The 18,594-nt window shown below is 71.1% G+C and carries 16 protein-coding genes; 1 reads left to right on the top strand and 15 read right to left on the bottom strand.

The window, feature by feature from the left end; all coding sequences use genetic code 11:
- Nucleotides 1–44: 44 nt before the first annotated feature.
- The 14 genes from K338_RS21750 to K338_RS0109790 form a co-directional block, all read right to left on the bottom strand.
- On the bottom strand, nt 45–1,424 hold the full coding sequence (locus K338_RS21750) for a glucose-6-phosphate dehydrogenase (RefSeq protein WP_022918009.1): 1,380 nt from the start codon (nt 1,422–1,424) through the stop codon (nt 45–47).
- Nucleotides 1,424–3,250, bottom strand: a complete 1,827-nt coding sequence (locus K338_RS21745) for a glycoside hydrolase family 15 protein (RefSeq protein WP_022918008.1) — start codon at nt 3,248–3,250, stop codon at nt 1,424–1,426. Before K338_RS21745 ends, K338_RS21750 begins: the two co-directional genes overlap by 1 nt.
- 165 nt (nt 3,251–3,415) lie before the next feature.
- Complete coding sequence (locus K338_RS0109845; RefSeq protein ID WP_022918007.1) at nt 3,416–4,225, bottom strand: ABC transporter ATP-binding protein; 810 nt, start codon at nt 4,223–4,225, stop codon at nt 3,416–3,418.
- Nucleotides 4,222–5,340 carry a FecCD family ABC transporter permease gene (locus K338_RS0109840; protein ID WP_084480938.1) on the bottom strand — a complete coding sequence of 373 codons (1,119 nt, stop codon included), beginning with the start codon at nt 5,338–5,340 and terminating at the stop codon, nt 4,222–4,224. Before K338_RS0109840 ends, K338_RS0109845 begins: the two co-directional genes overlap by 4 nt.
- Before the next feature lie 5 nt (nt 5,341–5,345).
- Nucleotides 5,346–6,407 carry a FecCD family ABC transporter permease gene (locus K338_RS0109835; RefSeq protein ID WP_022918005.1) on the bottom strand — a complete coding sequence of 354 codons (1,062 nt, stop codon included), beginning with the start codon at nt 6,405–6,407 and terminating at the stop codon, nt 5,346–5,348.
- A 3-nt stretch (nt 6,408–6,410) separates the two neighbouring features.
- Nucleotides 6,411–7,463 (bottom strand): iron-siderophore ABC transporter substrate-binding protein, encoded by a 1,053-nt coding sequence (locus K338_RS0109830; protein WP_027286668.1) that lies wholly within the window; start codon nt 7,461–7,463, stop codon nt 6,411–6,413.
- A 280-nt stretch (nt 7,464–7,743) separates the two neighbouring features.
- Nucleotides 7,744–8,631: a hypothetical protein gene (locus K338_RS24455; RefSeq protein ID WP_157612345.1), complete on the bottom strand. Its 888-nt coding sequence runs from the start codon at nt 8,629–8,631 to the stop codon at nt 7,744–7,746.
- The gene (locus tag K338_RS24450; RefSeq protein WP_157612343.1) at nt 8,628–9,269 is read right to left on the bottom strand and encodes a DUF6318 family protein; all 642 of its coding nucleotides are present in this window, start codon (nt 9,267–9,269) and stop codon (nt 8,628–8,630) included. The genes K338_RS24455 and K338_RS24450 overlap by 4 nt, the downstream gene beginning before the upstream one ends.
- 160 nt (nt 9,270–9,429) lie before the next feature.
- Nucleotides 9,430–10,623 carry an MFS transporter gene (locus tag K338_RS21730; RefSeq protein ID WP_022918001.1) on the bottom strand — a complete coding sequence of 398 codons (1,194 nt, stop codon included), beginning with the start codon at nt 10,621–10,623 and terminating at the stop codon, nt 9,430–9,432.
- 30 nt (nt 10,624–10,653) lie between these two features.
- A complete protein-coding gene (locus tag K338_RS24445; RefSeq protein ID WP_022918000.1) occupies nt 10,654–11,583 on the bottom strand; it encodes a type IV toxin-antitoxin system AbiEi family antitoxin domain-containing protein in 930 nt (309 codons plus the stop codon).
- A gap of 183 nt (nt 11,584–11,766) precedes the next feature.
- A complete protein-coding gene (locus tag K338_RS0109805) occupies nt 11,767–12,711 on the bottom strand; it encodes a 3-oxoacyl-[acyl-carrier-protein] synthase III C-terminal domain-containing protein (RefSeq protein ID WP_022917999.1) in 945 nt (314 codons plus the stop codon).
- The gene (locus K338_RS21720) at nt 12,647–13,957 is read right to left on the bottom strand and encodes a F390 synthetase-related protein (RefSeq protein WP_022917998.1); all 1,311 of its coding nucleotides are present in this window, start codon (nt 13,955–13,957) and stop codon (nt 12,647–12,649) included. Before K338_RS21720 ends, K338_RS0109805 begins: the two co-directional genes overlap by 65 nt.
- Complete coding sequence (locus K338_RS0109795) at nt 13,954–14,733, bottom strand: MBL fold metallo-hydrolase (RefSeq protein WP_022917997.1); 780 nt, start codon at nt 14,731–14,733, stop codon at nt 13,954–13,956. The genes K338_RS21720 and K338_RS0109795 overlap by 4 nt, the downstream gene beginning before the upstream one ends.
- Nucleotides 14,723–15,682, bottom strand: a complete 960-nt coding sequence (locus K338_RS0109790; RefSeq protein WP_022917996.1) for an NAD-dependent epimerase/dehydratase family protein — start codon at nt 15,680–15,682, stop codon at nt 14,723–14,725. The genes K338_RS0109795 and K338_RS0109790 overlap by 11 nt, the downstream gene beginning before the upstream one ends.
- 68 nt (nt 15,683–15,750) lie before the next feature.
- On the opposite strand from K338_RS0109790, the gene K338_RS0109785 reads away from it, so the two are divergent.
- Nucleotides 15,751–16,950, top strand: a complete 1,200-nt coding sequence (locus tag K338_RS0109785) for a glycosyltransferase (RefSeq protein ID WP_027286667.1) — start codon at nt 15,751–15,753, stop codon at nt 16,948–16,950.
- 94 nt (nt 16,951–17,044) lie between these two features.
- Here K338_RS0109785 and hutH read toward each other — a convergent pair whose 3' ends face one another.
- Nucleotides 17,045–18,589, bottom strand: a complete 1,545-nt coding sequence (gene hutH, locus K338_RS0109780) for a histidine ammonia-lyase (protein ID WP_022917994.1) — start codon at nt 18,587–18,589, stop codon at nt 17,045–17,047.
- Nucleotides 18,590–18,594: the final 5 nt, after the last annotated feature.

The raw sequence follows: 18,594 nt of genomic DNA, 5'->3' as shown, positions 1-18,594 counted from the left end.
GACCGACCGCTGGCGCGGGTGCCCTGTTGTGGCGCGGTGGCGTGCTACCCCAGGGCGGGGTGCCAGTCCGCGGGCACCGGTGAACCGGCCTGGTAGTCGGTCATCGGCACGGCACCGGAGCGCCAGGCGGCCAGCACCTGGTCGGCGATCCGCCAGCACTCCTCAGCGGCGTCCCCGCGCACGGAGAGGATCACCTCACCGTCCAGGATGGCGGCGAGCACCTCGCCGTAGGCCTCCAGCTCGGCCTGGCGCAGGTCGGTGCGCAGCACGCTCTGCTCCAGGGCGAGCGGGTCGGAGGTGCCGTTGGTGGTCAGGTGCAGCTCCATCACGTCCGGACTGAGCCCGATGATCAGCCGGTCCTTCGGGTCCGGACCGGTCAGGCCGGCGGGCAGGTGGCGCACGTCGGCGAAGGTGACCACCACGTGCTTGCGGGTCTGACCGAGCGCCTTGCCCGAACGTAGCGTGATCGGCACACCGGCCCAGCGCTGGTTGGCCACCTCCACGGTGATCTGCGCCATCGTCTCGGTGTCCCGCGCCGGGTCCACGCCCTTCTCGGCCAGGTAGTCGGGAACGGACCGGTCGCCGATCGTGCCCGCGGTGTACCGGCCGCGACGGCTGGCGGTGGCCGGGTCACCGTCCCAGAGCCGGGTGGCGCGCAGCACTGCCGACTTGGCGTCCCGCAGCTCCCGGTCGCTGATCTCGGCAGGCGGTTCCATGGTGACCACGGACATCACCTGCAGCAGGTGGGACTGGATCATGTCCACCAGGGCGCCGGCGTGGTCGTAGTAGCCGGCCCGGCCCTCCAGGGCGAGGGACTCGTCGTAGGCGATCTCGATGCTCTCGATGTGCTCGGCGCTCCAGACTGCCTGCAGCATCCGGTTGGCGAACCGCAGGGCCATGATGTCCAGCACACTGGACTTGCCGAGGAAGTGGTCCACCCGGTGCACCCGCTCGTCCGGCACGATCCGGGCCACCAGGCGGTTCAGCTCCCGAGCGCTGGCCTGGTCGTGCCCGAACGGCTTCTCCATCGCCAGGTGCACGTTCTCGGCGAGCTCCATGCCGACCATGGCCCGGCAGGTGCGCTCGGTGACCGCTGGCGGCAGCGCGAAGTAGAGCACGAGGCGGCCGGTGTCTCCCAGCTCCTCGAGCACCGGACCCAGGTCGGCCGCCTCGGTGACGTCGATCGGGTAATAGGTGGCCGAGTCCCGCAGCCGGTCCACGACCTCGGAGCTGGCCCCGCCTTCGGTGAGGGCCTCGGTGAGCCGGCCGCCGAAGTCCTCGGCGCTCAGGTCTGCCCGGTCAGCGCCGACGATCCGCACCGGCCGGTCCGGCTCACGCTCCAGCAGCGAGCCGATCCCGGGCAGCAGCAGACGTCGGGTGAGGTCTCCAGAGGCGCCCAGGATCAGCAGAGTGGTATCGGTCATCACGGCTCCTCGGGATCGACGGCGGTGCTCGGGTGGTCCGGGCGGGCGGCGGGGTGGCCGGCGGTCACCTCGTGCAACGCGTCTGCTGCTCGCACCAGCGCCAGGTGGCTGAACGCTTGCGGGAAGTTGCCCATCTGCCGCTGGGCGGCGGGGTCGTACTCCTCGGCGAGCAGACCGAGGTGGTTGGTGTAGCCGACCAGGGTGTCCATCAGCGCGGTCGCGTCGGCCACCCGGCCGGTGCATGCGTACTGCTCCACCAGCCAGAACGAGCAGGCCAGGAACGGGTGCTCGTCACCGGTCAGGCCATCGGTGCCCACCGTGCGGTAGCGCAGCAGCAGCCCGTGGTACATCAGCTCCTGCTCCAGGCGCTCGACGGTGGCGAGCATGCGCGGGTCGTCGTAGGCGACGAACCCGGTCTGCGGGATCTGCAGCAGGGAGGCGTCCACCTCGGTGTTGTCATAGGTCTGGGTGAAGGAGCCGGTCTCGGCGTCCACCCCTTCGGTGAGGATCTCCTCGCGGAGCTGGTCACGCAGGCGGGCCCACTCCTTGGCCGGTCCGGGTAGCCCGTACTCGGTGACTGCCTGCACCCCGCGGTCCAGCGCCGCCCAGACCATCACCCGGGAGTGGGTGAAGTAGTGCGGGTCGCCGCGCATCTCCCACAGGCCCTGGTCCTTGCGGTCGACGTGCTCGGTGACGTACCCGAGCATGCTGCGCTGCAGCGGCCAGGAGAAGTCGTCCTCGTCCACCCCCGCCTCGCGCAGCTTGGCCAGAGCGATGAGCACCTCCCCCACCACGTCGCCCTGGAACTGGCTCACCGCCGCGTTCCCGACGCGCACCGGGCGGGAGTCGGCGTATCCGGGCAGGTGGTCCAGCTCGCGCTCGATCAGCGAGCGTTCCCCGGCGACCCCGTACATGATCTGCAGGTCCTCAGGGTCGCCGGCTACTGCGCGCAGCAACCAGTTGCGCCAGTGCAGCGGGCTGGCGGTGCGTCCGTGCAGCAGCAGCGCCTCCAGGGTCAGGGCCGAGTCCCGCAGCCAGCAGAACCGGTAGTCCCAGTTCCGCACGCCCCCGGGGTCCTCCGGCAGCGAGGTGGTGGGCGCGGCGACGATGCCGCCGGTCTCGGCATGGGTGAGCGCCCGCAGCACGAGCATCGAACGGTGCACTGCGTGCGACCAGCGGCCGTGCACGCTGATCTGGTTGCTCCAGTCCTGCCAGTAGGTGCGTGTGCGGGTGAGTGCTTCGGTGATGTCCAGCGGCTCGGGGATCTCCGCGTGCGAGGGCACCCAGGTCAGCACCCAGGAGTGGGACTGGCCCTCGGAGAGCTCGAAGGAGCCGCGGTGGTGCTTGTCCCCCGCCTGCAGCCGGGGCCCCCGGAGCACGTAGGAGTCCGGGCCGGTGATCGCCTGGAGTACCGAGCCGTGCTCGGTGTGCACCCGGCGAACCCACGGCAGGGCGTCCCCGTAGTCCGGGCGCAGCCGTAGGTCGTGCTCGATGCGCACGGTGCCGGAGGTGCAGCGCACCTGCCGCACCAGGTCGGCGCGGTCGTCGGCGATCGGCATGAACTCGATCACCTCCGCCTCACCGGTCGGCGTGCGCCACTGGGTGCGCAGCACGAACGTGCCTGCTTCGTAGTGCTGCTCGACGACGGTGCCTTCGGCGGGTGCCATCAGCCATCGGCCGTGCTCCTCGGTACCGAGGATGGCGGCGAACACGGCGGCGGAGTCGAACCTGGGCAGGCACAGCCAGTCGATGCTTCCTCCGCGGGAGACCAACGGTCCGGTGTGCAGGTCCGCCAGGAGTGCATAGTCACCGATCGGAGTGCTCACACGATCCAGGTTGGCACAATCACGCCGGGATCTCAGGTCGACGGCCCAGCCCAGCAGGAGCAGGCACCGGCCCCGCCCCTCTACCCGGCGGCGCGGTCGATACTTCTCCCGCCCGGTCGCGCTCCGCGAGCACGCCTGAGCGCAGCAGGTATCGCCTGAACCGATTCACGCCGGGAGGCGGTCGTGGTGCCGCCCGCGTGGCAGCATCAGCGGCTTGCCGGAGATCGGGTCGGTGATGATCTCGCTGGCCAGGCCGAACACGTCGGTGACCATCTCGGCGGTGAGCACCTCGGCCGGGGCTCCGGCGGAGTGCACGGTGCCGCCGGCGATGGCGATCAGGTGGTCGGCGTACCGGGCGGCCAGGTTCAGGTCGTGCAGCACCATCACGATCGTGGTGCCGCGGGTGGCGTTCAGGTCGGTGAGCAGGTCGAGCACCTCGATCTGGTGGGCCACGTCCAGGAACGTGGTGGGCTCGTCCAGCAGCAGCACGTCGGTGCGCTGCGCCAGGGACATCGCCACCCACACGCGCTGCCGCTGCCCGCCGGAGAGCTCGTCCACGGGTCGGTCGGCCAGCGCCACGGTGCCGGTGGCCTCCAGCGCCTCGGCGACCGCCTCGTCGTCGGCGGCCGACCAGCGGGCGAGCAGCTTCTGGTGCGGGTGCCGGCCACGGCCGACCAGGTCGGCCACGGTGATGCCCTCCGGGGCGATCGGTGACTGCGGCAGCAGCCCGAGGATGCGGGCCAGCTCCTTGGCCGGCATCCGGTGCACGGCCTTGCCGTCCAGGAGCACCTGCCCGCCGTGCGGGGCCAGCAGCCGGGACATCGACTTCAGCAGGGTGGACTTCCCGCAGGCGTTCGCCCCGACGATGCCGGTGATCTGCCCCGGTGGCACCACCAGGTCCAGGTCGGTGATGACCGTGCGGTCGTGGTAGCCGAGGCTGAGCTGTTCGGCCAGCAGACGACGTTCGGTGGTCACAGCGCACCTCCGGTGCGGTTCGTGCGGGCGATCAGGTAGATCAGGTAGGGAGCGCCGGCGGCGCCGGTGACCACCCCGACCGGGAACCGGGTGCCGAACAGCCACTGCCCGGCCAGGTCGCCGGCGAGCACCAGCAGTGCTCCCACCAGCGCAGCCGGCACGAGCAGAGAGCGTCCGGGGCCGACCAGCCGCGCCGCGATCGGACCGGAGAGGAAGGCGACGAACGCGATCGGGCCGGCCGCCGCCGTCGCGAAGGCGATCAGCACCACAGCGGCGCAGATGGCGACCAGGCGGGTGCGTTCCACCCGGACCCCGAGGGCGCCGGCGGCCTGGTCACCGAGCTGGAGCATGTCCAGGTTCTTCGCCTGGCCGAGCAGGACGGGGCCGAGCAGCAGCAGCGCGACCAGCACGGGCAGCACCTGGTCCCAGGAGGCGCCGTTCAGGCTGCCGGTGAGCCAGCGCATCGCCTCCTGCAGGTCCCAGTCCGGGGCCTTGTCCAGCAGGTAGGAGATCACCGAGTCGAGCATGGCGGCGATGCCGATGCCCACCAGGATCAGCCGGGTGCCGGCCACCCCGCCCCGGTAGGCGAGCAGGTAGACCGCCAGCGCCACGCCGAGCCCGGCGAGGATCGCAAACAGGGACAGCGACGGGCCGGACAGGCCGAGCACCACGATCGCCACCATCGCCGCAGCGCTCGCACCGGAGCTGATCCCGATGATGTCCGGGCTGGCCAGCGGGTTGCGCAGCATGGTCTGGAAAGTGACCCCGCCCATCCCGAACGCCAGCCCGGTCACCAGCGCCATCCCGGCCCGGGGCAGCCGCAACCGACCCACGGTGAACGAGGCGCCACCCACGTCCTGGCCGAGGATCACCCCGAGCACCTCCGAAGGGCTGTAGAAGGTGTGCCCGACCATCAGCGTGACCCCGAGCAGCACGACCACGGCGAGGCAGAGCGCGCCCAGCACGACCCGCCGTCGGCGATCGCCGGAGGTGCGGGTGGCGACCACTGTGGCCACCGTGTCCGGGTGAGCGCGCCTGGTCCCGGGCACGGGCGACCGCACGCTCGACGGCGCAACCTCCCCCTGCGGGGCTGCGTCAGCTCGCGTGCGGGTCATGCTGCTCACAGCTCACGCACCTTCGCCCGGCGCACGATCGCGATGAAGAACGGGGCGCCGAGCAGGGCGGTGATGATGCCGACCTGGATCTCGTCCGGGCGAGCCACGACCCGGCCGAGCACGTCCGCGGCGGTCAGCAGCGCAGCACCGGTGACGGCAGCGAACGGCATCAGCCAGCGGTGGTCGGGACCGACCAGCAGCCGGCACACGTGCGGTACGACCAGGCCGACGAACGCGATCGGGCCGCACACCGCCGTCGCCGCGGCACACAGCACCACGGCTCCGAAGGAGGCCACGGCGCGGGTGAGCACGACCCGCTGGCCCAGCCCGGCGGCGAGCTCGTCGCCGAGGGCGAGCATGTTCAGCCCGCGGGCGCAGACCAGGCAGATCAGCAGCCCGGCGACCAGGAACGGCAGCACCTCGCGGATCGAGGCGTAGGAGGCGCCGCCCACTCCGCCAATCTGCCAGGAGCGCACGCCGTCGGCGATGTCGTTGCGGGGCAGCACCACGGCGCTGATGAACGAGGCCAGAGCAGCGGCGGAGGCCGCACCGGCGAGGGCCAGCTTGAGCGGTGTCGCGCCCTCGCGACCGATCGAGGCGACCAGGTAGACCCCGGCGGCGGTCACACACCCACCGACGATCGCCACCCAGATGTAGGCGGTGGCCGAGGCGATGCCGAAGTAGGCGATACCGACCACCACCGCCAGCGAGGCGCCCATGTTCACCCCGAGGATGCCGGGGTCGGCGATCGGGTTGCGGGTGACCCCCTGCGTCACCGTGCCGGACAGGGCCAGAGCACCGCCGGCCAGGGCGGCGAGGATGGTGCGCGGGATGCGTTTGGCCACTGCGGCGTGGTCGAACCCGTCCACCGAGCCGGACAGCCCCGCGATCACGTCCTGCACGCTCACCACCCGCGAGCCGAAGGCGATGGACAGCAGCAGGATCGCGGCCAGCACCGCCACCAGGAGCACCAGCCAGAGCACTCGGATGCTCCGGGGCCGGCGCACCGCCGCCAGGCCCGCCTCGGAGGCGGACCCGGCAGTGGGGGTGGTGACGGCGGGGCTCACGGGTCAGGCTCCGGCGGAGGCGTCCACCGCGTCGGCGAGCAGGGTCAGGTAGTCGTCCAGCACCCAGGAGATCGCCAACGGTGTCGGGTTGGCGGCGGTGCCGAGCGGGTCGGAGCCGGGCAGGGTGACGACCGCACCGTTCTCGACGGCCGGGATCTGGGACAGCAGCGGGTCGGCCTCCAGGGCGTCGATCAGCTCCTGGCCGCCATAGGTGACGATCACGTCCACGTCGTCGAACATGTCGGCCTGCTCGGCGCTGACCGTGGCGGAGAACCCGTCGGTCTCGGCGGAGGCGTCCTGCACGCTCTGCGCGATGGTCATGCCCAGGTCTTCGAAGAACATGATGCGGGTGTCGTGCGCGGTGTAGAAGCTGACCTCGCTCAGGTCGGTGGTGTCCACGTGGGTCAGGAACATCACCGAGGCACCCTCGATCTGCGGGTAGTTCGCGACCGCCTCATCGATCTCCCCCTCGATCTGGCCGATCAGCTCCTCACCCTGCTCGGCCATGCCCATGCCGGCGCTGTTCAGCTCGATCATCTCCCGCCACGGGGTGGCCCAGGCGGTGGTCGGGTAGGCCACGGTGGGAGCGATCTCGCTGAGCAGGTCGTAGTCCTCCTCGGTGAGGCCGGAGTAGGCGGCCAAGATCACGTCCGGGTCGGTGTCGGCCACGGCCTCGAAGTCGATGCCGTCGGTCTCGTCGAAGAGCACGGGGGTCTCGGCGCCGAGATCGGCGAGCGCTTCTTCCACCCAGGGCAGGGTGCCGTTGCCGTCGTCGTCGCCGAAGTTCGCCGCGGCCATGCCGACCGGGACCACACCGAGTGCGAGCGGGACCTCGTGGTTCGCCCAGTTCACGGTGGCGACCCGTTCAGGCTGCTCCTCGATCACGGTCTCGCCGAACGCGTGCTCCACGGTCACCGGGGACCAGTCTGCGGCCGCGTCGGAGCCGCTGGCGCTGTCGTCGGTGCTGGTGGCGTCGGATCCGCCGGAGCAGGCAGCCAGGGAGACGGTCGCCAGAGTGGCCGCGATCAGGGCGGCCAGGGTGGATGGGCGGGGCATGATGTCCTTCCGAGGGTCGGTGCTACGCATGGCCGCAGCAGGCCGCCAATCCTCGGGCCGCGGGTGTTCTCGACGGCGGAGCTTGCCTGGGTGGCACGAGTCACCGTGGCTAGGTGGCCGCCAAAGCTGCCCTGACGACGCTGGGACACAGCGACCGCAGTAAGGATTGCCTTACCGAAAGGTAATCGGTGACGGCCACGTTGCGCAATTCTCGTCTCATGTGACGGGAGCCACACATCCCGCGGAGGATCGGCGCGTCGGTGCGCCCGCAGAGTGGAGGTCACCCCTCAGCGGTGAGGTGGGTCTCCACGGCGTCGATGCGGAACGGTGCGGACTGGCTCTCGGTCGTCGTGGTACCGGCGATCGGGATCCACGGCCCCTGCCCGGCGACCTGGAACTCCCCCGACCAGGTGGTGGTCAGTGTGACGACCACCCCCTCCGCCTCACGGGTGTAGACGTGAGCGATGTCCTCCGCCGGCCACGGGGCCCCGGGGTCAGTGGTGACCAACGGTTCGGAGCCGTCCCCAAAGTCCCAGGCGTATTGGACGGGAGTAGCGCGCACTGCGACCGGGACGTCGAGCACAGTGGTCTCGAGGATCTGCGGCGCACCATCGGTGTAGACCAGCGTGTCCATGTTCACCAGGAACCAGCCGCGGTCGGGCTGCAGGTGCACACGCGGCTGGTCGAGCGGCAACTCAGCAAAATCTGACCGCGTCACCGTAATGATGACCGGCTCCGGCGCCTGATCAGTAGCCGGCTCGTCGCTGTTCGGCACTTCTTGCTCCGCGTCGTCAGCTTCCCCACTGGTCAGATCCTCACACGCCGGCAAGGAAACAACCTGCGGACCCAGATCTGTGTACATGCACACATCTACGAAATCAACGTTCCCAACCTGCGACGACGGCACGCTGCCGTTACCTTCCGCAGCGCTGCCCGTGTCTTGATACGCCGCCGCCCCGATACTCGGCGTGACCTGTCTGTCGTCCGAGATTTCGCTGACGGCGCTCACACGCTTCTGCTGTTCATGCTCCTCCCGCACTTCCGTCACATATCCAGAGCCAGAAGCAACAGTCCTGACTTGACTGGTCGGTTCATCATCGGTCGTCTCGGTTGGGCTCGACATAACCATCAGCACTGCAATTGATGCGAACAGTCCAGAGGCACTCATGCTTCCGCTCCAGCGTCGACCCCAAGGACCACCCATCCATCGGTCTGCCAGGCGAGCGACAGACTGAACTCGGGACGGTCTTCAGCGTCGTACTCAGTCCGCACACCATCGTTCGCGACGAATACCGATTCCTCGAATCGCACCCCAAGGTCAACGATGTACACATCGTCGCTGTATGGGCCGCCTCCATACTCCGCATAAATCTCAGTAGCAACACCCGTGGCATACCCGCCGGCGCTATACAACGCCTCCACCTGCTCAGCCACGTTGACGCAGAAGCCACAACCCTCATCGCTTAGCGCATCCCACTCCTCTAGGTCACCTGTCGCGTAGATGTACGGATACAGCTCCATGAAGTACTTCGCGGCCGCGATGGCACCGTCGACGGTCTCCTCGTCCATCGCCGCCGGCCGCTCCGGTGCCTCCACCTCTTGCGGCACTGGGGGATCCTCGTTCCCCGCATCGGAACCGTCGTCGCCCGGCGCATCGGAGGTCGGCTCAACCGTCTCTTGCGGGCTCTGCGTCACTGTCGGCGGCTCCGCCCCGTCAGCCTCAGGCTGCGTGCAGCCGGTGAGCGCCAGCAGCCCTGCCAACACCCACACCAGCCGTCCCCATCGGCTCCTCATGCCATCGACCATGCCACACAAGTGTGAGGTGCGACACCCACTTGTGGACAACCTTCTCTCGCTCCCGACTGCACCCTGCCCAAGACGCCGACGCGCGACCGTAGGAAACTCCGCCCATGTCGGACCACGCGGCTCCTGCTCCCGAGTTCGGCATCGACGGTGAATGTCCGATTCACCGCCGCGGCGCCATCTCCATCTCAGGCATCGTCTCCTCAGCAGTGAGCCAGGGCAGCATCGCCGCCAGCGCCACCACACCGGTCACCCCGAACGCCCAGGCGAAACCAAAGTTGTCAGCCACCAGGCCGATAAGTATCGGACCGAGGATCGCGCCGGTGTCCTGAGCCATCTGGAACGTCGCCAGCACCTTGCTCCCCGACCGGTCGCTACCCACGATGTCCGCCAGCGTCGCCTGCTGCGCCGGGTTCAGCAGCCCGCCACCGATCCCAGAGAACACCGACAGTGCGAGCAGCACCACCAGCCCGTTCGACAGACCGATCAGCCCCAACCCGATCGCAGTGACCAGCAGCCCGGCGAGCACCAGTGGACGCCGTCCCACCGAGTCCGCCCACCGGCCGGAGAACTGCAAGGTGGCCGCGGTGCCGACCGAGGCCGCGGCGAGCGCCGCACCGGCCACCCAGGTGTCGTCGTGCACGGCGACGGCGAGCTGCGGCAGCACCCCCACTCGCACGCCGAAGTTGCTCCAGCCGTTGGCGAACCCGGACACCAGCGCCGCGCGGAACGCCGAGGAGTGCCAGGCCTCACGCACCCGCATCGGCAGCTGCTCGGTCTGCTCCTGTCCGGGTCGTAGCCGGGCACCCCTCAGCCAGATCGCCACCACGAGCGCTGCGATGAACAGCGCCACCGCGTACACCACGAACGGCACCCGCAGTCCGAACTCGGCGAGCAGTCCGCCGAGCACCGGCCCGAGCATCCCACCGAGCAGGAACGCCGTCGCATACGCCGACGTGCACCGGCCGCGGATCGAGGGCGGCGCCAGCCGCACCACCAGGGACATCGCCGAGACGGTGAACATGGTCGAACCGACCCCACCCAACCCCCGCACCACCAGGAGCTGGACGTAGGACTGGGCGAACGCCGTCGCCAAGGAGCTGAGCGCGACGATGACCAGCCCAGCCACGTACACCGGCCGCTCCCCCAGCTTCACCACCAGCGCGCCGCCGGCGGGCGCGAACACGAGCCGGAAGAACGCGAACGCGGAGACGACCACCGACGCGGCGGCCACACCGACGTCGAAGGAGCGCGCGTAGGCGGGCAGCACCGGGGACACCAGACCGAAACCGACCGCGATGACGAACGCGGCCGCCACCAACACCTTGATCTCAGTGGGGATGGCGGGGCGGGTCACACCGCCCGAGTCTAGGAAACTTCCGTGCCCTCACGCGCCGAGCGCCTGGCGCAGCATGGCCACGGCGGAGCCGTCCCGCAGGTCCCGGCCAGTGAACCTGAGCAGCGTGAGCCCACGGTCCAGCATCAGATGGTTCTGCCGGCGGCGGTCCCGGAACACGGCGCCTGGGGCAGAGTGCACCTCCTGTCCGTCCATCTCCACCGACACCCAGCTACCATCCGAGCGCCGCCAGGCAAGGTCTCCCTTCGCGATCCGCCGGCCCCGCTCGTCCACGAACTCCTTCTGCAGCGTGGTCGGCGGCAGTCCGGCATCGGTGAACACCAGCCGCGCCCACGTCTCGAGCGGGGAGTCCGCGCGGCCGTCTGCGAGGACGAGGTAGCTGCGGGCCTTGCGGGCGCCGGGACAGCCAGTGAGCAGGTCGTTGACTTCGCGCAGCGTTCCCGCATGGAGCCTGCCCAGGTGCAGGGCGGAGTCCAGGATCGCCACGCCGTGCTCACGGCCCAGGTCCCGAAGTGCCTGCGCGATCGCCGCGGTCACGTCTGCCACCGGGAAGCCGCCGATCTCCAGCACCGGCATACCGGACCGGTAGCGCCGCACCCGGATCCCCTTCGGTCCCCGCTGGCTGGTGCCGCCGGGCAGGCAGACCTCGGCCGGGATGCGCTGCGGCAGTCCTTGGATCCGGTGCAACGCCACAGCGGCCATCCCGGTGGCCACTCCGCCGGGGACCGCCAGCAGCCCGGTCCACGCCATCCGGTGGCGGGCCATGTCATACCGGTCATCCAGCGGCACCACCGGGGTCCGGTACACGCCCCTGGTCTGCCGCTGCCACCGACCGGTCACCAGCAGCTGCCGCAGATCTCCCCGGGTCAGCCCCTCCTGGAGGACCTGATCATAGCTGAGCAACCCGGCCTGGCGTCCTGCCAGCACCTCGGCTCGCTGCACGATGCGACTGTCCGGCATCCGCCGATTCCAGCACCACCCGAAGCGACCGTGAGACTCACGTACCCGGGGGCTGTGGACGACGGTGCACCTGTGGTTGCACGAGGGTGCCCTCATGGTTGCGAATCGCCGGATTTCCAACCATAAGTGCACCCTCGCGGGAAGAGGGGGGTGGGGGCGCGGCGGCGGGGGACAGAAGGGCAATTACAGCCGCAGGGCCAGGGCATTCGCGGTCAGCCCGGCCGCCGTGCCACACAGGACCACCAGGTCGCCCCGCCGCACCCGGCCAGAGTCCAGGCAGCGTGCCAGCACGAACGGCACCGAGGCGGAGACCATGTTCCCGTAGTCGCTGACCCAGTCGATGTACTGCTCCGGCGGGATACCGATCCGCCGCATCGCCAGACCGAGTGCCCGGCTGGCCTGGTGCGGCACGAACAGGTCCACGTCCGCCAGGCCCAACCCGACCGACGAGCCCAGCCGGTCGAAGAACTCCTCGAAGAACCCCGGCAGCACCCGCACCATGTTCCGCAGCGCGCGGCGCCCATCCATGTCGAACTCATAGTCTGCGGTCCGCTCGGCCGAGTAGGCGTACGGCGGCACCAGCGACCCGCCACCGCGGATCTCGGTGTCGTGGGCGTGCTCGGCCCAGGTCTGCTGCAGGCTGGTCAACACCCCGCGCTCCGGGTCCGCACCAGCGGTCAGCACCACGGCCGCCGCGGCGTCGGAGAACAGCTCGTTGCTCTCCCGCTGGCCCGGGTTGAGGAACCGCGACCCCACGTCCCCGGAGACGATCAGCACCCGCTGGTACTCGCCGTCCACCAGGTAGCGGGAGGCCACGTCCACAGCGGTGATGAACGAGGTGCACGTGGAGTTCACGTCGAACGCCGCCACCTGCGACCGGGGCGCGAGCCGCTCCCACACCAGCGCCGCAGTGCACGGGATCGGCTGCAGGTCCCCAGCCACGGCACCGATCACGCAGTCGATGTCCGCCGGCCCCAGCCCGGCCCGGTCCAGCGCCTGACCAGCAGCGGCGGCGAGCAGGTCCAGCTGGCTACGGCCCTCGGCGATGCGGTACCGGGTCTGGTCACCGAACCGCACCACCCGGTCCGGAAGGTCGGTCCCCCACCCGGCGATCTCGCACTGCCGCATCCGCTGTCCCCTGCCAGTCCCGCCGCACTCGGCGCCGCTTCACTCCCGGATCGGCAGCATACGGGACGAACTCCACCGCCGGCGCCGCCAGCCCCAGCCGCTGCCACAGCCGGTCCAGCTCGACGCCCACCGCCGGCGCCGCCGCCAGCTCGTCCAGCTGTACCTGGAGCCGGTCCGGTCCGGTCTGCACCACGGCATACTCGGTGAACCCGTCCGCAGCGATCACCGCCCGGGAGACCAGGTCCGCGAACACCACCCGCCCGTCGAGCAGCAAGGTGTCGTCCGCACGGCCCTCGATCCGCTCGATCGCGCGCAGCACGCTGCCGCACGGGCACGGTCCCCGACGGGCGACCAGCACGTCGTTCAGCCGATACCGCACGATCGGTTGGGTGCGGCGGGAGAAGTCGGTGACCACGGGGGTGAACCGCCGCTCGTCCAGCCACTCCGGTTCGATGAGCACGTGCTGCTCGTTCAGGTGCAGCACTCCGTGCTCGCAGGTGCGGGCGAGGAACCCCTCCGTGCACTGGTAGAGCTGGTGCAGGTGCTGCTGCCCGAACGCCCTCGCCAAGGACTCCGCCTCCCCCTCGTCCAGCACCTCGGCCACCGAGTACACCCGCTGCAGCCCGCCCAGCCGCGAACCGGCACCGGCGAGCAGCCGCAGCACCGACGGCGGCGCCACCAGGATCGTCGGCCGGTACTCCACCAGGTCAGCCAGGTGCTGGCCCACCGGGACCGTCAGGTCGAAGTACCGGAAGTCCACCAGCCGGGAGCGCACCGACTCGTACAGCGCGTTGTTGGCGCGCAGGAACAGCGCGATCCGGTGCCCGACCAGCCCCGGCGGGAGCGTGAGCGCCAGCACGGTGCCGGCCCACGCATCGCGATCGGCAGGGCTGACCAGGAACAGCCCGCGGTGCCCGGAGGTGCCCGAGGACAGCCCGACCGCCACGTTCCCCAGCATCGGCGTGAAGTCGCGGGACCGCTCGGCCGCCAGCGCGAGCGCCTCCGCCTCGGCCCGGCGTACGCCCACGGTGTTCAGTGCATCGAAGTTCGCCATCATCGTCTGCTTGTCCATCACCGGCGCCTCGGCCAGCGTGCGCACATCCGCGTAGAACGGGGACCGGGCGCGCAGGAACCGCAGGTGCGCCCGGATGCGGCGCTGCTGGTAGCGCTCCAGGGCTGCTCGGGTGCGCGGCCGCCAGCCCCAGCGGGTCCTGGCCAGCACGACGGCGGTGCGCAGCTTGCTCACAGCAGGTTCACCCCGCTGGGGTGGTCGTCGTGGGAGAAGAGCAGCCGCGCTCCCCCACGCTCGACCTCGAGGAGGCGACGGGCCGTGTCCCGGTGAGCTGCGCCGTCGTAGGTGATCCAGCGGGGCACCGCGCGCATCCGGTCTACCTGCTCGAGCAGGTCCCGCCCCCAGGCGGCATCCCCGGCGAGCAGCACCCGGTCCTCGACCAGGGCACCGAGGTGGCCGCGGGCGTGGCCGGGCAGGTGCACCAGCTGGTAGCTGCCGTCGCCGAACAGGTCGTAGCTGCCCAGACCGGCCGGCCCCGGGGTGAGATCCTCGACGGCGGTGCACCGGTCGGTCTGCTGCGTCGCCTCGGCGAACCAGTCCGGCAGCAGCCCGCGCAGCAGCCCCTCCCGCAGCCGCGGGCCGGCCAGGGTGGCCAGCTGGTCGCGGTGCAGCACCAGGTGGGCGTGGGAGAAGTGCCGCAGCCCGCCGATGTGGTCCGGGTGCAGGTGGGAGAGCACCACGTGGGTCACGCTCGCCGGGTCCAGCTGGTCGGCCACGTCCTCGCCCGGCGGCAGCTCAGGGGGCAGCAGCCGCTGGTAGAGCCGCCCGGTCAGACCGACACTCCAGGGCTGCGGGGCGTAGCCGGTGTCGAAGAGCACCACCCGGTCGCCGCTGCGGTAGCAGAACACGGTCGAGGGGAACCGGCGGTGTTCCCGCCGGTGGCCGGAGACCAGCTGGGCGAGGTCGTGGTGGGTGTGCCCGCAGGTGTAGGCGCGCAGGTCACCGGGCATAGCTGGCCAGGCTCTCGTCCAGGGAGACCTGCGGGGTGTAGCCGAGCAGCGCGCGGGCTTTCGAGATGTCCAGTGTCTGGGAATAGGCGATCGTGCTGAGCGTGTACCGGGTCAATGGTGGCTCGGGGCGGCCGGGGAGGCTCGCGTAGACCGCTTCCAGCAGGCCGGCGACGGCGTAGAGGGGTTTCGTAGGCAGGTGGCGGTAGCGCGGGGTGCGGCCGAGCCGGGCGAAGAGCGCATCGATCAGGTTGCGGAACGGGCGCGGGTCGCCGTTGGTGATGTTGATGGCCTCGCCGTCGATTCCTGGGGTCTCGGCGGCCAGGCGCAGCGCGGTGGCCACGTTCTGCACTGAGGTGAGGTCGATCAGGGCGCGGCCGCCTTCGAAGAGCGGGATGCCGATCTTCTCCTCCACGGCCAGCAGCCGGGGCACCAGGCTGGAATCGCCGGGGCCGATGATGCCGCGGGGGCGGAGGATCACGATCTCCGGAGTGCCCGGTTCCCGGCGAGCGCGGTGCAGCAGGGCCTCGGCGGCGACCTTGGAGCGGATGTAGTTGTTGAGGCGGTTGCCGGCATCCACCTCGTTCTCGGTGATGTTCGTGGCGTGCCGCGGTGCGGCGTAGATGCTCGGCGAGGAGACGTGCACGATCCGGCGGACGCCGTTGCGGCGGGCGTAGGTGAGCACCCGTTCGGTGCCGGTGATGTTGGTGCGGGCGAAGTCGCGCCAGGCGCCCCAGGGGGTGGACAGGGCGGCGCAGTGGATCACCAGGTCGGCGGGCTGGTCGGTACGGGCGAGGGCGTCCAGATCCCCGACCAGCGTGGGACCGCCGGTGGGCAGCGCGGCGGCGTTCCGGCCGGCGGCGATCACCCGGTAGCCGTGCGCGCGCAGCTCGGCGACGACGTGACCGCCGAGGAAGCCGCTCGCCCCGGTGACCAGTGCTGTCGTCGTCATCCGGGCATCCTACGAAAGGCTGCGGGCCAGAGGCCGTGCGGCATCCCGGGGGTCGCTACGCTCAGCCCATGCGCGTGGCCCTGCTGACCGACTACTACCTGCCCACGCTCGGTGGGGTGCAGACCGCAGTGAAGGCGCTGCGCGAAGGCCTACAGCGGGCCGGCCACGAGGTCACGGTGTGCTGCCCCGCGGACGAACCCAGCTCCGACCCGGGCATCGTCACACTGCCGGTCTCCGGCATCTTCCGCCCGGACGGGTACCCGTTCGCCTGGACGCCGGCGCGGGTGCGCGCCGTGCTCCGCCGCGAGCTGACCGACCGCAGGGTGCAGGTGGTGCACACGCACTCGGAGATGTTCGCGGCACTGTCCGGGATCCGGGTGGCGCGCGAGCTCGGCCTGCCGGTGGTGCACACGATGCACGGCCGGATCGACGTGTACACCGCCTCGGTGCTGCCGCTGCCGGCCCTGTCCACGGGTCTGCTCACCTGGTTGCACCACCGGCAGGTGCCGCACTCCGGGGTGCAGGTCTCGGCCGGGGCGCCGTTCACCGCCAGCCGGGTGGCGCGGCGGATGTGGCGGCTGATGGTGGCCCAGGCGCGAGCCAGCGACCACCTGGTGGTGCCCTCGGCGCACTTCGCCACCAAGCTGGCCGCGGTCGGGGTGGCCACGCCGACCACAGTGGTCTCCAACGGGGTGGAGCCGAGCGTGCTGGAGCGGGTCGGGGCGCCGGTGGTGCGCGGGCTCGCACCCGGTGAGGTGCTGCGGGCGCTGTGGGTGGGCCGGCTGTCGCCGGAGAAGCGGCCGGAGGTGTTCGTGGACGCAGTGGACCGGGCCGGTGCCGGGGTGCAGGGCACCATGTTCGGTGACGGCGTCGCTCGCCGTGCGGTGGCCCGGGTGGCAGCGGGCAGCCGGGTCCGGCTGGGTGGGTCGGTGCCGCAGACGGAGGTGCTCGCCGAGATGCGCCGCAGCCACGTGCTGGTCAGCTCCTCGCTGGACTTCGACAACCAGCCGATGGTGATCCTGGAGGCGATCGCCTCCGGTCTGCCGGTGCTCTATGCCGACCCGGACCTGGCCGAGGTGGTGCCCGAGGGGGCCGGGTTCGCCGCACCGACCCCGGATGCGGCCGGTCTGGCCGAGGTGCTGGCGCGCCTGCGCCGCGAGCCGGAGCTGCTCACCCGGGCGAGCACAGCGATGGTCTCCGCCCGTGACACTGCGGCAGTGCAGGCGGAACCGATGATCCAGGTGTACGACCAGGTGGTGCGCCGCTGACGTCACCACACCCCCGGCACGAGGGTGCACTTGTGGTCGCAAATTCGGCGAATCGCAACCATAGGTGCACCCGCGTTGTGCTCGGACCACGTGGTCACCGCAACGGCCCGGTCACCGCCTCCACGGCCGCAAGCACCGTCCCGTCCAGCAGGCACTCCTCGGCGGCGGCGATGTCCGGGGCGAGGAACTCGTCCGGCCCGGGTCCGCCCACCGCCCGGCGCAGCACCGCGATCGCGGCGGCGGCCGCCGGGGAGGGTGCCTGTTCGCGCAGGTCGATCGCCCGGGTGGCGACGAGCAGCTCGATGGCCAGCACCCGGCGCAGGTTCGCCACCGCGGTACGCAGCTTGCGGGCGGCGTGCCAGCCCATCGAGACGTGGTCCTCCTGCATCGCCGAGGACGGGATGGAGTCCACGCTCGCCGGCACCGCCAGCCGCTTCAGCTCCGCGACCAGCGCGGCCTGGGTGTACTGGGCGATCATCATCCCGGAGTCCACCCCTGGGTCGTCGGCGAGGAACGGTGGCAGTCCGTGCGAGCGCGCCTTGTCCAGCATCCGGTCGGTGCGCCGCTCGGCGATGGCGGCCACGTCCGCGGCGACGATCGCCAGGAAGTCCAGCACGTAGGCCACCGGGGCACCGTGGAAGTTGCCGTTGGAGCTGATCGAGCCATCGTCCAGGACCATCGGGTTGTCGATCGCCGCCGCCAGCTCGCGCAGCGCCACCGTGCGGGCGTGCTCCACGGTGTCCCGCGCCCCGCCGGCCACCTGCGGAGCGCAGCGCACCGAGTAGGCGTCCTGCACCCGGGAGGCCTCCCGGCGCACATCGGCAAGGATCGCCGACCCGTCGAGCACCGCCAGGATGTTCGCCGCCGAGACCGCCTGCCCCGGGTGCGGGCGCAGAACATGCAGCTCCGGGCGGAACACCTCGTCCCGCCCGCGCAGACCCTGCACCGAGAGCGCCGTGGTGACGTCCGCGACGCGGAGCAGCTCCTCCAGGTCGGCCAGCGCCAGCAGCAGCTGGCCGAGCATCCCGTCGGTGCCGTTGATCAGCGCCAGCCCCTCCTTCTCGGTCAGCTCGATCGGGGCGATCCCGGCAGCAGCGAGCAGCTCGGGCACCGGCCGCTCTTGCCCCGCCGCATCGCGCGCCCGGCCCTCACCGAGGAGCACCAGCGCGCAGTGCGCCAGCGGGGCGAGGTCGCCAGAGCACCCCAGCGAGCCGTACTCGTGCACGATCGGGGTGATACCGGCGTTCAGCACGGCCGCGATCGTGGCCACTAGCACCGGCCGCACCCCGGAGTGCCCCTTGGCCAGGCTGCGGGCGCGCAGCAGCATCATGGCACGCACCACCTCTCGCTCCACCTCGGGTCCGGTGCCGGCGGCGTGGGAGCGGATGAGCGAGCGCTGCAGCGCAGTGCGCCGGCTGGTGGCGATGGGAGTGTCGGCGAGCGCGCCGAACCCGGTGGACACCCCGTACACCGGCTGGTCACCGGCGGCGAGCGCAGCCACCTGCTCGCGCACCCGGGCCAGGTGGGCGAGCATCGCCGGGTCGAGCTCGACGGCGGCACCATGGCGGGCCACAGCACTCACCTGGGCGGGGGTGGGCCCGTCGGCGGACAGCACGACGGCGGGGGCAGAGTCGGTCACGAAGG

It is taken from the genome of Ruania albidiflava DSM 18029 (assembly GCF_000421225.1).
GTDB lineage: Bacteria > Actinomycetota > Actinomycetes > Actinomycetales > Beutenbergiaceae > Ruania > Ruania albidiflava.
The sequence above is the reverse complement of the archived record's forward strand: the minus strand, read 5'-3'. Positions and strand labels throughout refer to the sequence as shown.